This window comes from Micromonospora sp. WMMA2032 (genome assembly GCF_002688545.1).
GTDB classification, from domain to species: domain Bacteria; phylum Actinomycetota; class Actinomycetes; order Mycobacteriales; family Micromonosporaceae; genus Micromonospora; species Micromonospora sediminicola.
The window spans coordinates 1345290-1359190 of record NZ_CP024052.1 but is presented as its reverse complement, the minus strand read 5'-3'; the positions used below and the strand labels follow the sequence as shown (position 1 = coordinate 1359190).

Below are 13901 nucleotides of genomic sequence, written 5' to 3'. Positions count from 1 at the left end.
TACTCGAAGTTACGTCAACCTGGAGGGGTCATGGAGCGGACGTCGGCCGGATTCCCGCGGGAGGCGGTCGCCGACCGCCTGCTCACCGCCTCGGTGCGGACCAGCTACGACCCCCTCGTCGACCTCGACTGGTCGGCGCCGCCGGTGCCCGGGGCCTACTGGCTGCCGCCGCGGCGCAGCAGCCTCTACGGCACCCCGCTGTGGGACGACCTGACCGAGGAGCAGCGCGTCGAGCTGACCAAGCACGAGGTGGCCAGCGCCGCCAGCGCCGGGCTGTGGTTCGAGACGATCCTCATGCAGATGCTGATCCGGCACTACTACGACGCCGATCCGACCAGCCGGCACGCCCAGTACGCGCTCACCGAGGTCGCCGACGAGTGCCGGCACTCCATCATGTTCGGTCGGCTCATCGAGGCGATCGGCACCCCGGTCTACCGGGCCGCCCCGGTCGACCACCTGCTCGGCCGCTGGCTCAAGGCCACCGCGACCGGCCCGCAGATGTACGCCGCCATCCTCATCGCCGAGGAGATCCTCGACTCGTTCCAGCGGGAGATCATGGCCGACGAGTCGTTGCAGCCGCTGATCCGGATGGTCTCCCGGATCCACGTGGTGGAGGAGGCCCGGCACGTACGCTTCGCCCGCGACGAGCTGGGCCGCCAGGTGGAGGCGGCCGGCCCGGTGGCGCTCGGCTACGCGCGCCTGGTGATCGGCCGGGCGGCGTACTCGATCACCCGACGCCTGGTGAACCCGCGGGCGTACGCGGCGGTCGGCATCGCGCCGGCGGTCGGCCTGGCCGCGGCCCGCGCGAACCCGCACTGGCAGGCCACCCTGCGGTGGTCCGCCCAGCGGATCGCCGAGCACCTCACCGAGCTGGGGCTGATCGCCGGCCCGGGACGTCTGCTGTGGCGCCGGTCCGGGCTGATCGAGGGCTGACCGGCGGCGGCCCGAAGGGGATGGACCGCCGCCGGCCGCCCGGTCAGGAGGTGGGGAAGCTGTCGGGGGTGCGGATCCGGTTGCGCATGAACGCGCCGGACTCGGTGAGCACCGAGGTGCCGGTGAAGGTGCCCGCCGCGCAGGTGCCCGGCCGCAGCGCCGCGCTGCCCTCGGGCGCGTCCGAGTACGTCCAGTTGGCGTAGCTGATCTTCAGCCGATCCAGCAGGTCCAGCCACGCGTTGCTGCTGGCCGTGTCCACCGCGCCGTCACCGGTGTAGGTGACCGTGCCGAACTCGGTGACGAACAGCGGCAGCCGGGCGGCGGCCCGCTCGACCTCGTTGCGGTAGTTGTCCCGGTGCGAGGCGGCGTAGAAGTGGAACGTGTACATGATGTTCTGCGCCCGCACCGGGTTGTTGACGATCTCGTCGGAGTTGCCGCCCTCGGAGACGCCCAGCGAGGACCAGCCCCGGGTGCCGACGATGATCACGGCGTCCGGGTCGTTGGCCCGGATCACCGGGATGACCTGCTCGGCGTAGGTGCGGATGGTCGACCAGCTCACGCCGTTCGGCTCGTTGGTGATCTCGTAGATCACGTTCTTCTTGGCCGCGTTGCGCGCCGACACGGTGGCGAAGAAGGTCTTCGCCCGCTCCAGGTTGTACATCGGGTCGCCGGGGGTCAGCGTGTGGAAGTCGATCAACGCGTACATGCCCCGCGCCTCGGCCTTGTCCACCAGCGAGTTGACCTGGTTGGTGAACCCGGTCGGGTTGGTCTCGTAGCCCTGCTCCTGCACGTACATCGAGATGCGCAGCAGGTCGGCCTGCCAGTCGTTCGCCAGCGCGTCGAGCGAGGCGTCGGGGTAGCAGTTGGCGAACCACTGCAACCCGTGCGTGCTCATGCCGCGCAACTGGATCGGCCGGCCGTACTGGTTGCAGAGGTTGACCCCGCAGACCCGCAGCTGACCGTTGATCGCGACCGGCGTGCTGCCGGTGGGCGGCGGGGTCGTCGGCGGCGCGGTGGTGGGCGGGGGAGTGGTCGGGGGCGGTGTGCTCGGCGGCGGGGTGCCGGTGCCGCCGGTGCAGGCCGTGCCGTTGAGCGTGAACGAGGTCGGGCTCGGGTTCGACCCGGTCCAGGACCCGTTGAAGCCGACGGTCGTGCTGGCCCCGGTGCCGAGCGCGCCGTTGTAGTCCAGGCTGCGCCCGGTGACCGCGGACCCGCTCTGTTGCCAGGTGGCCGACCAGCCCTGCACCACGCGCTGGCCGCCGTCCGGGAAGGTGAAGCCCAGGGTCCAGCCGTTCACCGGGTCACCGAGGTTCTTGACCGTCACGGTGGCGGTGAAGCCGCCCTGCCAGGAGTTGGTGGTGTAGGTGACGGCGCAGCCGGTCGCCGCCATCGCGTTCGTCGACGGCAGGACGGCGGTCGCCGCCAGGGCGAGCGCGCCGACGGCGGCGCCGACGAACAGGTGCCGCCGGGACGGCCGGGGGATGGAGAACATGCGGGAAGGTCCCATCTGGTGGGTGGTGATCGGAGGGTGCCCGACGTGAACCTGCCCGGAAGGTCGACGCGGTGCCCGGGGGAGCGCTCCCACGCAGAGGGTAGAGGCGGATGCCGATGCGTGCAACCGCCGGGGCGTCGCGGCGGGGTCAGCGCCGGGCGCGCCGGCCGCCGTAGAGCCGCAGCGCGTTGCAGACGTCGAACACGCCCGGTACGTCCCAGGCCAGCTCGGCGGCGACGCGACGGGTCTCCGGGTCGGCGACCATTCCGGCGAGGATGACCACCCGGTTCTGCACGGTGACCGTGATCTGCTGGCGCCGGGTGGTCCAGTCGGTGCTCAGGCGCTGCGCGACCAGCGACGCGAGCGCCACGTCCGCGCCGTCGGGCTCGGGCCCGCCGCCGGTGAACGGAAAGTCCGGGTACGGCCAGGGCATCATCACGGGGAGGGGCTCCTTCTGCTCGGTCAGGACCGGGGGGCGGGCGCGACGCCCGACGCCGGGGCGTGGTCGTCGACGACGGCGAAGACGCCGTCGAGCCGCATGGTGTGCAACACGGTGAGCACGAACCGGGACGGCGCCACCAGGCACAACCGTCGACCGTCCCGCCGGGCCTCCTGGTGTGCCCGGACCAGCAGACCCAGCCCGGCGGAGTCGATCACCTCCAGCCCGGCGAGGTCGACCAGCTCCCGGTCGGCCCGGATCGACCGGTCGGCCAGCGCCCGGCGTACCGCCTCGGCGGCGTCGGCGTCGGGGGTGGGCCGCGGCCCGGCCACCGCCTCCACGTCGTCGAGGCCCAGGCCGTCGTCGGCGACCGCCGCCCGGGCGCTGCACCGGGGGCAGTGGTGTGGCCCGGAGGCGAAGGGCGAGCCGACCCAGTCGTGCTCGAAGACCAGCGTCCACACGACCTCGGCGTCGGGCAGCGTGGCGCCCGTGCCGGTGACGCTGTCACCGCAGCCGTCGCAGATGAGCATCATCAGGTGTTCCGCCGGTACGACCGTCACACCTCCTCCTTCCGCCGGGCGGCCGGGTCGGACGACGTCTGCCGGCCGGCGGCGACCACCGCCAGCACGACCGCGACGGCGGCGAACCCGGTCTGCACCACCAGGGGCAGCAGCGGGGAGCCTCCCGGACGCCGGTCGACCAGCCCGACCACGATCGCGCCGAGCAGCGCCGCGGCCACGCCGAGCGCGAGGGTCAACCAGACCGGGACGGCCTTGCGCCCCGGCAGGACGAGTCGTCCCACCGCACCGACGGCGAGGCCCACGACGAGCGCTCCGACGAGCGTGCTGCCGGTCACCACTCCTCCTCAGCGTCGCGTGGACGGGACCCGGGCGCGGCCGCGGGCGGCCGGGCGGGGCGTGTCGACGACGGGTACCGACGCGCCCAGACCGGCGGTGGCCAGGATCCGCCGGATCCGGGGGTGCGGATTGCCCAGGCTCAGGACCGCGTCCCGTCGGGCCAGGCGGCGGTGCACGTCCAGCAGCAGCGCGATCGCGGCGGCGTCCACGTGCCGGCACTGCGCGAGGTCGATGGTCACCTGCCGGGGCCGTAGCGCCAGGACGCGGTCCAGGACGTGCGCGACCTCGGACAGCCCGGCGAGGTCCAGCTCGTCGGTGATCTCCACCCGGACGTGCGGCACGGTGGACTCCGGCGGGGCGGACGGCAGGGTGCTGGTCATCTGGTCGCTTCCGTGACGGGATTCCGGTTCGGCTCCCACTCTGGTCAGCGACCTTGGAGGTCGCCGGACGGTTGTATGACGGTTCGGTGACAAAAACCGCGAACGGCCGGCGCGATTGGGCGACCCGCGGCCTGCCGGTCATGATGCCCATATGACGGCCGTACTGGTGATCGAGGACGACGACCGCATCCGGCTCGCGCTGCAGCTCGCCCTGGAGGAGGAGGGCTACGAGGCCTACGGCGCGGCGACCGCCGAGGACGGGTTGCGCCGGCAGCGGGAGAACCCGGCCGACTACGTGCTGATGGACCTGATGCTGCCCGGCATGGACGGTTTCACCGGTATCCGGCAGCTACGTCGCGACGACGACGTTCCGGTCGTGGTGATCAGCGCCCGTGACGACACCCACGACATCGTCGCCGCGCTGGAGGCCGGGGCGGACGACTACGTGGTCAAGCCGGTCGCGATCAAGGAGCTCTCGGCCCGGTTGCGGGCCCTGCGCCGCCGGGCCCGGACCGTTGCCGGCCCCGCGCCCGCGCAGTTCTTCGGCGACCTGGAGATCAGCGCCGAGGCCGGCGAGGTGCGACGGTCCGGCCGGCCGGTGCCGGTGACCCGGACCGAGTTCCGGCTCCTCTGCGAGCTGGCCGAGCACGCCGGCAAGGTGCTGTCCCGCCAGCAGCTGCTCAGCCGCGTCTGGGGCTACGAGACCGGTGACGAGCGGTTGGTCGACGTGCACGTCGGCCGGCTCCGGCAGAAGATCGAGTCGGATCCGGCCAACCCCCGCCACCTGGTGACCCTGCGGGGTCTCGGCTACAAGCTCCAGCGATGAGCCGTCCCGGACTGCGCGCCCGGGTGACCGCCGCGTTCGCCGTGGGCGCCCTGCTGCTCGCCGCGCTGATGGCCCTGTTCTCCTACGACCTGACCCGCCGTTCGCTGCTCGACGAGCGGGAGCGCACCGCCGTCCGCGCCGCCTACTACGACGCCGCGGTGGTCCGGTCCGGCCTCGACACCGGCACCCCGGACGTGGTGGCCGTGCTGCGCTCGCTGGACACCGGCAGCGCCCGACGCCCGCTGCTGCACCTGCGCGACGGCTGGTACGCCCGTACCGCGGACGTGGGCGCCAGCTCGGTGCCGGTCGAACTGCAACGGGTGGTCGCCGACGGTCGGCCCGCCGTGCAGCGGATCCGCCTGGACGGGCAGCCGACGCTGCTCGTCGGGGTGCCGCTCCCCGGTGAGCTGGGTTACTACGAGTTGACCTCGCTGCGCGAGGTGGAGGACACGTTCCAGGTGGTCGGGCTGACGCTGACCGCCGTCGCGATCATGATCGCGGGAGCCGGCGCGGCGCTGGGCTGGTACGCCACCCGGCACAGCCTCCGGCCGCTCACCGCGGTGGCCGACGCGGCCGAGCGGATCGCCGCCGGCGACTTCGCCACCCGGCTCGACCCGACCACCGACCCGGACCTGACCCGCCTGTCCAGCTCGTTCAACGAGATGGTCGACAAGCTGGTCCGGCGGATCGACCGGGACCGGCGCTTCGCCGCGGACGTCAGCCACGAGCTGCGCTCGCCGCTGCAGACGCTGGCCGCCGCCGCGAGCGTCCTGACCCGCCGCCGGGAACACCAGGACGAGCGCACCGCCACCGCGGCGGGCCTGGTGGCGGACGAGGTGGCCCGGTTCCAGCGCCTGGTGGACGACCTGATCCAGCTGGCCCGCACCGAGCAGCCGGCGCACCGGGAGACCGTCGACGTGGTCGACCTGGCGCGGTCCGCCTGCCGCGAACGGTCGTTGCCGGAGAGCCTGGTGGAGACGTCGGCCGGTGCGCCGCACCGGTGGTGGGTCGACCGTCGCCGGTTCGCCCAGGTGCTGCTGAACCTGCTGGAGAACGCCGAACGGTACGGCGGCGGTCCGGTCGCCGTCCGGCTCTATTCGGAGGACGGCGTGGGCGTCGTGGAGGTCGACGACGACGGTCCGGGCGTGCCGGCGGCGGACCGGGAGGCGATCTTCGACCGGTTCGTCCGGGGCCGGGCGGCGCACGCCCGGGCCGACACCGACGGCACCGGGCTCGGGCTCGCGCTGGTGGCCCAGCACGCGGCGGCGCACGGCGGGACGGCGGCCGTGCTGGAGCGGGACCGGGGCGCCCGGTTCCGGGTCGAGCTGCCGGGAGCGGTCCGATGAGGCGCCGGCTGGTCCCTGCGCTGCTCGCGGCAGCGCTGCTCGCCGGGTGCGGCGTGCCGGTCGACGACGAGCCCCGGCTGGTGCAGCCGCCGCCCGGCCGGTTCCCGACGCCGGCCGGCACCACGACCGCCGACCCGGAGGGTCGGGCGGACGAGCCGTTCTGCTTCGTCCGGGAGGACGGGCTCGCGGTGGTCACCCGCCCGGCGGACCGGCTGCCGGACGTGGACGCCCACCTCCAGCACCTGCTGGCCGGGCCGGACCGCTGGGAGCGGGGTCGCGGGCTGGCCACCGCGTTGCCGGGCACGGTGGCGGTCGCGGGGGCCACGCTGGCCGGCTCGGTCGCCACGGTCGACGTGCGCCAGGCCGGCGAGGAGACCGGGCGCAGCGACGAGGTGCTCGCCTTCGGGCAGATCGTGTGCAGCCTCACCCAACGGCCGGACGTGGACAGTGTGGCGTTCCGCCGGGACGGGCAGCCGCTGGAGGTGCCCCGCGCAGACGGGAGCGTCTCGGCGCTCCCGCTCACCGCCGCCGACTACCGGCCGCTGCTACCCCGCTGACCGGATTCCACGCCAGGTTGTCCGGTATAGGCCCAAATCTCCATCGTCCGTTCGGTTGATTTGGCGGTGACCTTTGGTCTAGTGTGACTGGCACGACCGGTGTGGGAGGCCACCCGTTCTCCGAGGACAGGAAGGGCAGCATGACCACGATGACCATGGCACCGTCCGCCACCGAGGTGCACCGCGCGCCGCAGACCGGTGAGGAGTCCCGCGCCAGCGAGCTGATCGGGGCGCTCGCCGCCCTGCCCGCGGACCACCCGCAGCGGGCGAGCCTGCGCAATCAGGTCATCGAGGCGTGGCTGCCGCTGGCCAACCACCTGGCCGCCCGCTACAGCGGTCGCGGCGAGCCGGCCGGCGACCTGGCCCAGACCGCGGCGCTCGGCCTGATCAAGGCGGTCGACCGGTTCGACGCCTCCCGCGGGGTCGACTTCGCCGGCTTCGCCATCCCGACCATCCTCGGCGAGATCAAGCGGCACTTCCGTGACCGCACCTGGAACATCCGGGTCCCGCGTCGCCTTCAGGAGCTGCGGCTGCGCATCTCCGAGGCGAACAGCACGCTGACCCAGACCCTCAACCGGGCCCCGACCGTGGCCGACATCGCCACCCACCTCGACGTCACCGAGGAAGAGGTGCTGGAGGGCCTGGAGGGTGCCCGCGCCTACAACGCGGTGTCGCTCTCCACCCCGATCGGCGACGGCGACAGCGCCACCGAGCTGGGTGACACGCTCGGCACCGAGGACAACGAGTACGAGCTGGCCGAGCTGCGCGCCTCGCTGGGCCCGGCGCTGGCCACGCTCGACGAGCGCGAGCAGAAGATCCTCACGCTGCGCTTCTACGGCAACCTGACCCAGAGCGAGATCGCCGCCCGGGTCGGCGTGTCCCAGATGCACGTGTCGCGGCTGCTCGCCCGCGCCCTGACCAAGCTGCGGGGTCAGCTCACCGAGGCCTGATCCACCCCGTTCTCCCCGTCCGCGACCGCCACCGGTGTCCTCGACCGGTGGCGGTCGCGTCGTTCTGACCACCCGTCGGGTACCGTCGCGGGCCGCCCCGCCAGCTCGGGGAGGTGGCGGCATCGACGGCGCCTGGACCACGCCACTTCCCCGACGTGGTGTGGATCATGCGGGAGTGCCCACTCGACAACGCGGTGGGATCTCCGCCACTGCGGGGAAGTGGTGGGGTCGCCCGTCACCAGGAGGACGGTGGGGGCGGCGGCACCACCGGCGGCCGGTCGTCGCACGTGATGGTGTTCGGCAGCAGCCACGGGGCCAGCCAGCCGCCGTCGTTGCCGCCGAGGTCGGTGAGGCCGAACTCGGATCCGGCCGGGGTGAAGTGGAACGAGCCGCAGTTGTTCACCCCGACCGCGCCCACGTTGCGCGCGTCGACGTCGGCGAAGCTGGCCCCGCCGGCGGTGCGGGCGCTCACCACCGAGGTGCCCGTGCCGTCGACCCGGATGTCGCGGAACCGCACGTTGTCGATCCGGACGCGGTCCTTCACCGGCCAGTCGCTGACCAGCATGATCGCGTTGTAGGTGCTGTCCAGGTAGGCGTCGCCGGTGACCTGGATGTCGGCGTCGATGCTGCGGTCCAGCGCGTAGAACCAGATCGCGCCGAGGCCGATGTTCCAGTTGAGGTCGTAGGTGCCGGCCCGGACCGTGGTGTTGCCGGTGATCCGGATCCGGCCGGCGAACGGCTCGGCCCCGAAGCGGGAGCCGATCTGGATGGCGCTGCCCTCGCGGACCGGGTCGGCGACCAGATTGTGCGCGACGGTCAGGTCGGCGCCGCCGTAGAGCGCGATGCCGTTGGCCAGCACCGGCGACTGCACGGTGTTGTACGCGAACGTGTTGGACGCGTTCGCGGTCCCCTCCGACCACATGGCCAGGGCGTCGTCGCCGCTGTTGCGGACCACCGAGTTGGTGACCGAGGAGTGCGTGACGCCGGTGTGGAAGTTCACCCCGTCGGCGATCTGGTCGGCGATCACGGTGTCGGTGACCCGCAGACCCGTCATCGGACCGTCGAACCACATGCCGACCTTGGTGTGGTGCAGGTAGAGGCCGTCGACGGTGCTGTGGTTGAGCGCCCCGCCGATGGCGTTGACCTGGTCGGTGTCGACGCGCTCGCGGACGTCGCCCTCGATCGCGAAGCCGGAGAGGTGGACGTGGCGGCTGCCGCCGTCCGCGGCGTCGCGGCCGTAGAAGCCGACGCCGGTGTGCCGGGACCCGTCCGGCGCCGGGGTGTCGAGCGCGACCTCGCGTCCCTTCACGACGGTGTACCAGCTGCCGGCGCCCACGATCGTCACGTCGTCGACGATCACGTGCCGGTTGACCTGGAAGACGCCCGGCGGCAGGTACAGCGGCCGGTCCACCCGGCGGGCGTGCGCCACGGCCCGGTCGAACGCGTCGGCGGACTCGCGCCGCCCGGTCGGGTCGGCGCCGAAGGCGAGCACGTTCACCGCGCGGGGAACCACCCGGGGCGGGGCGACCAGGTGCGCGTCCAGCAGGTCGATCACGGTCCAGGCGGCGGCCGTGCCGGTCGGCGCGGTCAGCCGGACCACCTCGCCGGCCCGGTGGGTCCGCCCGAGCAACATCCGCTGCTCGTCGTAGAAGTGGTGCGGCCGGAACGGCTTGGCGACGACCGGGGTCGGGGTGGTGGCCGCCGGCACGCACGAGCACTCGGTGATCCACCAGTCCGGGTGCAGCAGGTCCGCGTCGGGGTCGTTGGTGAACGGGTACTGGTTGTAGAGCCAGGCGTACTGCGAGGTGAGCGTCATGGTGCGCGCGGGCGCCCGGCCGACGGCGACCCGCAGCGGCGCGGTGATGCCGCCGCCGCGCGGCGCGTCGGGGATGCTGTAGCGCACGGTCAGCGCGTTGGTGGCCCGGGGGAGCGTGAACTCGACGTACTGACCGGGCAGCAGGCGGACGGCCCGGCGACCGGACGCCTCGCCGGCCAGGGTGTAGGCGGACCGGTCGGGGCCGATGACGGCGCCGGTGGTGCGGGCGTTCTCGGCCTCCTGCTCGACGTAGTCGACGGCGGCGCCGCGCCCGGCCACCAGTGCCGGGTCGAGTGCGGCCCGGGTGACCGCCGGCGCCGGGCCGGGGGGCGCGGTCGCCGCGGCGGCGGAGCCGGGCGGCACGACCAGGGCGGCGGCGGTGACCGCCGCCGCGAGGATCCGCGGCACGTACGGGCGGCGGCCCGTGGTGCCTTCCACGCTCCGTTGCATCGGAGCACCCACTTTCGCGAGGAGGGGACGGTGGTGGCCTCGGCGCGGGTGAGGGGCGCCCGTCGACAAGGTGCCTCATGTTATTCCTGCTCCCTGCTCTCTTTCAAGCATTGCCATGTTCGAATCTTTCACTGCTGCTGCGGGTAGGGACGTCAAGAATCGGGCGGTCCGGCTGTTCTTTTCTTGCAAGAAACCGACGTAGGATTGCCGCCGTGACGAAACGCTTGACGGAGGTGGCCCGCAAGGCGGGCGTCAGCGAGGCGACCGTGAGTCGTGTGCTCAACGGCCGCGGCGGCGTGTCCGAGGCGACCCGGACGGCCGTGCTGACCGCCCTCGACGTGCTCGGCTACGAGCGCCCGACCAAGTTGCGCGGGGAGCGCGCCCGGCTGGTCGGTCTGGTGCTGCCCGAGCTGCAGAACCCGATCTTCCCGGCCCTGGCCGAGGTGGTCACCGGCTCGCTGGCCCAACGCGGGTTCACCCCGGCGCTCTGCGCCCGCACCATCGGCGGCGTGCCCGAGTCCGGCTACGTGGAGATGCTGCTGGACCACCAGGTCAGCGGCGTCATCTTCGCCGGCGGCTCGTACGCGCTCGCGGACGCCTCGCACGAGCACTACCGGCGCCTGACCGATCGCGGACTGCCCGTGGTGCTGGTCAACGCCGGCGTCGAGGAGCTGGGCTTCCCCCGGGTGTCCACCGACGACGCGGTCGCCGTCGAGCAGGCGTACGGGCACCTGCGCTCCCTCGGCCACGAGCGGATCGGCATCGTGCTCGGCCCGGGCGACCACGTGCCGTCGCGCCGCAAGCTCGACGCCATGGTCCGCGCCGCAGGCTGGGGCGAGGACCGGTCCCTCGTGGAGCGGTCCAGCTTCTCCATGGAGGGTGCGCGGGTCGCCGCCACGAAGCTGATCGAGCGCGGCGCCACCGGCATCGTCTGTGCCAGCGACGTGCTGGCGCTGGGCACCATCCGGGCCGCCCGGCGGCTCGGCTGCGCGGTGCCCGCCGACGTCTCGGTGGTCGGCTTCGACGACTCCGCGTTCATGACCTGCACCGACCCGCCGCTGACCACGGTGCGCCAGCCGATCGAGACGATGGGCCAGGCCGCCGTCGACCTGCTGGTCACCCAGATCGAGGGGGCCGGCGTGCTGCACGACGAGCTGCTCTTCGAGCCCGAGCTGGTGGTACGCGGCTCCACCGCCCCCGCTCCCCGTACCTGACCCGGCGCGCCACCCGGCCGCCGACCGCTACCCGCGGTCGGCGGCCTTTTTTGTGCCCCCGAACGCCTCCGTCGCGATCAGCCGTTGCAAAGTCGTGTTCTTTCGTCTTCGAGTCGACACCTTGCTGTAAAGAGTCGGCGTCGCTACATTGACTCCACTTCCACCGGACCCCGGGGCGCGGCAGCCGCGCGGTCACCGCAGATCAGTGCAAACCATCGATACACCCGTTCCCGAAGGGATGGACACATGTCCGTACCGCAGTATCGGAAGGTCGCGGCGGTCGCCCTCGCGGCCGGCCTCGGGCTCAGCCTCGCGGCGTGCTCCACCAAGAGCGACGACTCCGGCGAGGCCGGCGGCAAGGTCACCATCACCGTCGACTGCCAGCCGGTCGGCGCGCAGAAGGAACTGCTGAAGAACTGGAACGACGACGTCGCCGAGTTCCAGCGGCAGAACCCGACCATCGTGGTCAAGAGCGTCAGCGTCGGCGAGCAGTGCAACAACCCGCCGGACTTCACCGCCCGCCTCGCCGGCGGCACCGTCACCGACGTGTTCTACGGCTACATGACCGACCTCCAGCAGGTGCTGGACTCCGGTCAGGCGATGGACATCACCGAGTACGCCACCAAGGACACCATCCCCACCTGGGACAGCGTGGACCCGGCGCTCAAGGAGGTCTTCACCGACGGCGGCAAGCTCTACGGCGTACCGGTGAAGAACTACTCGATGGGCCTGATCTACAACAAGGCGCTCTTCCAGCGGGCCGGCCTCGACGCGGCCAACCCGCCGAAGACGTGGTCCGAGGTGCGGGCCGCGGCCAAGAAGATCTCGGCGCTCGGCGGCGGCGTCGCCGGCTACTCCGAGTACAGCGCCGGCAACACCGGCGGCTGGCACTTCACCTCGCTGCTCTACTCGCAGGGCGGCCAGGTACTCAGCGCCGACGGCAAGAAGGCCGACTTCAACAACCCGATGGGCAAGCAGGTCCTGCAGAACCTCAAGGACATGCGCTACGGCGACAACAGCATGGGCAGCCGCCAGCTCCTGCAGTGGGGCGACCTGCTGACCAACGCCGGCGCCGGCAAGGTCGGCATGTTCATCGGCGCGCCCGACGCCACCCAGGCGATCGTCAGCCAGTTCCAGGGCAAGTACCAGGACTGGGCGATGGGCCCGCTGCCCGGCCAGGACGGCCCGGCCAAGGCGACCCTCGGCGGCGGCGAGGGCTACTTCTTCAAGAAGGGCCTCACCCCGGAGCAGGTCAAGGCCGGTCTGAAGTGGATCGCCTACCAGAAGCTCACCCCGGGCAAGGGGCAGTTCGACTACGTCCGCGCCAAGCCGCAGAACTACCCGGTCGGCCTGCCCCAGCCGCTGCTGTTCACGAACGGCAGCGACGCGCAGAAGCAGGAACTCGACCTGCGCAAGGCCAACGCCAACGTCGACACCACCAACTTCGCGGTCTTCGAGGCCAACCCGGTGCCGATCAAGGGTGAGCCGCGCAACGCGCAGGCCATCTACGCGGTGCTCGACGCGGCGATGTCCGGGGTGCTGACGAACCCGAACGCGAACATCGACGCCCTGCTCAAGACCGCCGAGGACAAGGTCAACCAGCTCCTGGCCGCCGGCAGCTGACCCGACCGGGTGGGGGTCGGCCCCGACCGGCCCCCACCCCCTACCGCAGGAGTTGCCTTGGCGCTCACCACCGCCCCGGGTGCCACCCGCCGCCCCGGCCGTTCCGCACCGACACCGCCGCGCGTCGCCGCGCGCCGGGCCGGTCTCGGCCGCAGGGTGCGGGACAACCTCACCGGGCACACGTTCCTCATCGGCGCGGTCGCCTGCTTCGCCGTCTTCTCCTGGTACCCGATGGTCCGCGGCGTCGTGATGAGCTTCCAGCGCACCCGGCGCGGCGAGACCAGCTGGGTCGGCTGGGACAACTACACCCGGATCATGGCCGATCCGAGCTTCTGGACGGCCTGGAAGAACACGTTCGTCTTCACCGGCCTGGCGCTCGTGCTCGGCTACGCCGTGCCGTTCCTCGTGGCGATCCTGCTCAACGAGTTGCGCCACGCGAAGGGCTACCTGCGGGTGCTGGTCTACCTGCCGGTGATGCTGCCGCCGGCGTCCGCGCTGTTCCTGTTCAAGTTCTACGCGTACGACCCGAGCGAGGCGGGACTGTTCAACGCGATCCTCACCGCGGTGGGCCTGCCCACGTCGGAGTGGATGCAGTCGCCGACCATGACGATGCCCGCCATGGTGCTGGCGTCGACCTGGATGAACATGGGCGGCGCGGTGCTGATCTACCTGGCCGCGTTGCAGAACATCCCCGGCGAGCTGTACGAGGCCGCCGAGATCGACGGCGCCGGGGTGTGGCGGCGGATCGTGCACGTGACGATCCCGCAGACGCGGCTGATCCTGGCGCTGCTGGCGATGCTCCAGATCGTGGCCACCATGCAGGTGTTCACCGAGCCGCTGATCCTCGCCAACGGCGCCGGCACCCAGGACTCCGCGACCTCGGTGGCCTACCTGATCTACCAGCACGGGTTCTTCCAGAACGACCTCAACGGCGCCGCCGCGCTCGGCGTGATCATGCTGGTCGTGCTGGCCGGGTTCTCCGCCGTCTACGTGCGACTGACCGCGAGACAGGACTAGG

Annotated in this window: 14 protein-coding genes; 8 read left to right on the top strand and 6 right to left on the bottom strand. The window is 72.3% G+C overall.

The window, feature by feature from the left end; genetic code table 11:
• Positions 1–30 precede the first annotated feature (30 nt).
• Positions 31–933, top strand: coding sequence for a diiron oxygenase (locus CO540_RS05545; protein WP_099161195.1), 903 nt, complete (start codon positions 31–33; stop codon positions 931–933).
• Positions 934–976: 43 nt separating this feature from the next.
• Here the strand turns inward: CO540_RS05545 and CO540_RS05540 are convergent, their stop codons facing one another.
• The 5 genes from CO540_RS05540 to CO540_RS05520 form a co-directional block, all read right to left on the bottom strand.
• A complete protein-coding gene (locus tag CO540_RS05540) occupies positions 977–2425 on the bottom strand; it encodes a cellulase family glycosylhydrolase (RefSeq protein WP_099161194.1) in 1449 nt (482 codons plus the stop codon).
• A gap of 148 nt (positions 2426–2573) precedes the next feature.
• Entirely contained in the window at positions 2574–2864 is a 291-nt protein-coding gene (locus CO540_RS05535) for a BON domain-containing protein (RefSeq protein ID WP_091575089.1), read from the bottom strand.
• Between the two features lie 23 nt (positions 2865–2887).
• Positions 2888–3424, bottom strand: a complete 537-nt coding sequence (locus CO540_RS05530) for an STAS domain-containing protein (RefSeq protein WP_099161193.1) — start codon at positions 3422–3424, stop codon at positions 2888–2890.
• The gene (locus CO540_RS05525) at positions 3421–3720 is read right to left on the bottom strand and encodes a hypothetical protein (protein ID WP_099164602.1); all 300 of its coding nucleotides are present in this window, start codon (positions 3718–3720) and stop codon (positions 3421–3423) included. The genes CO540_RS05530 and CO540_RS05525 overlap by 4 nt, the downstream gene beginning before the upstream one ends.
• 9 nt (positions 3721–3729) lie before the next feature.
• The gene (locus tag CO540_RS05520) at positions 3730–4101 is read right to left on the bottom strand and encodes an STAS domain-containing protein (protein WP_099161192.1); all 372 of its coding nucleotides are present in this window, start codon (positions 4099–4101) and stop codon (positions 3730–3732) included.
• Between the two features lie 151 nt (positions 4102–4252).
• Here CO540_RS05520 and CO540_RS05515 point away from each other — a divergent pair, with 151 nt between their 5' ends.
• The 4 genes from CO540_RS05515 to CO540_RS05500 all read left to right on the top strand — a co-directional run bounded on the left by CO540_RS05515 (position 4253) and on the right by CO540_RS05500 (position 7780).
• Positions 4253–4927, top strand: coding sequence for a response regulator transcription factor (locus CO540_RS05515; protein ID WP_099161191.1), 675 nt, complete (start codon positions 4253–4255; stop codon positions 4925–4927).
• A complete protein-coding gene (locus tag CO540_RS05510) occupies positions 4924–6273 on the top strand; it encodes a cell wall metabolism sensor histidine kinase WalK (RefSeq protein WP_099161190.1) in 1350 nt (449 codons plus the stop codon). Before CO540_RS05515 ends, CO540_RS05510 begins: the two co-directional genes overlap by 4 nt.
• On the top strand, positions 6270–6830 hold the full coding sequence (locus CO540_RS05505; protein WP_099161189.1) for a GerMN domain-containing protein: 561 nt from the start codon (positions 6270–6272) through the stop codon (positions 6828–6830). Before CO540_RS05510 ends, CO540_RS05505 begins: the two co-directional genes overlap by 4 nt.
• 140 nt (positions 6831–6970) lie before the next feature.
• Positions 6971–7780: a SigB/SigF/SigG family RNA polymerase sigma factor gene (locus CO540_RS05500; RefSeq protein ID WP_099161188.1), complete on the top strand. Its 810-nt coding sequence runs from the start codon at positions 6971–6973 to the stop codon at positions 7778–7780.
• A 235-nt stretch (positions 7781–8015) separates the two neighbouring features.
• Here the strand turns inward: CO540_RS05500 and CO540_RS05495 are convergent, their stop codons facing one another.
• Positions 8016–10046 (bottom strand): glycosyl hydrolase family 28-related protein, encoded by a 2031-nt coding sequence (locus CO540_RS05495; protein WP_099161187.1) that lies wholly within the window; start codon positions 10044–10046, stop codon positions 8016–8018.
• Positions 10047–10258: 212 nt separating this feature from the next.
• Between CO540_RS05495 and CO540_RS05490 the strand changes: the two genes are divergently transcribed.
• The 3 genes from CO540_RS05490 (at position 10259) to CO540_RS05480 (ending at position 13900) form a co-directional block, all read left to right on the top strand.
• A complete protein-coding gene (locus tag CO540_RS05490; protein WP_099161186.1) occupies positions 10259–11260 on the top strand; it encodes a LacI family DNA-binding transcriptional regulator in 1002 nt (333 codons plus the stop codon).
• A gap of 246 nt (positions 11261–11506) precedes the next feature.
• Positions 11507–12883 carry an ABC transporter substrate-binding protein gene (locus tag CO540_RS05485; protein WP_099161185.1) on the top strand — a complete coding sequence of 459 codons (1377 nt, stop codon included), beginning with the start codon at positions 11507–11509 and terminating at the stop codon, positions 12881–12883.
• Positions 12884–12940: 57 nt separating this feature from the next.
• Positions 12941–13900 carry a carbohydrate ABC transporter permease gene (locus CO540_RS05480; protein ID WP_099161184.1) on the top strand — a complete coding sequence of 320 codons (960 nt, stop codon included), beginning with the start codon at positions 12941–12943 and terminating at the stop codon, positions 13898–13900.
• Position 13901 lies beyond the last annotated feature (1 nt).

What these genes read in the sequence shown, in the direction of transcription:
- CO540_RS05545 (WP_099161195.1), top strand. Translation starts at nt 31, where the DNA reads ATGGAGCGGACGTCGGCCGGATTCCCGCGGGAGGCGGTCGCCGACCGC.
- CO540_RS05540 (WP_099161194.1), bottom strand. Translation starts at nt 2,425, where the DNA reads ATGTTCTCCATCCCCCGGCCGTCCCGGCGGCACCTGTTCGTCGGCGCC.
- CO540_RS05520 (WP_099161192.1), bottom strand. Translation starts at nt 4,101, where the DNA reads ATGACCAGCACCCTGCCGTCCGCCCCGCCGGAGTCCACCGTGCCGCAC.
- CO540_RS05515 (WP_099161191.1), top strand. Translation starts at nt 4,253, where the DNA reads ATGACGGCCGTACTGGTGATCGAGGACGACGACCGCATCCGGCTCGCG.
- CO540_RS05510 (WP_099161190.1), top strand. Translation starts at nt 4,924, where the DNA reads ATGAGCCGTCCCGGACTGCGCGCCCGGGTGACCGCCGCGTTCGCCGTG.
- CO540_RS05505 (WP_099161189.1), top strand. Translation starts at nt 6,270, where the DNA reads ATGAGGCGCCGGCTGGTCCCTGCGCTGCTCGCGGCAGCGCTGCTCGCC.
- CO540_RS05500 (WP_099161188.1), top strand. Translation starts at nt 6,971, where the DNA reads ATGACCACGATGACCATGGCACCGTCCGCCACCGAGGTGCACCGCGCG.
- CO540_RS05495 (WP_099161187.1), bottom strand. Translation starts at nt 10,046, where the DNA reads ATGCAACGGAGCGTGGAAGGCACCACGGGCCGCCGCCCGTACGTGCCG.
- CO540_RS05485 (WP_099161185.1), top strand. Translation starts at nt 11,507, where the DNA reads ATGTCCGTACCGCAGTATCGGAAGGTCGCGGCGGTCGCCCTCGCGGCC.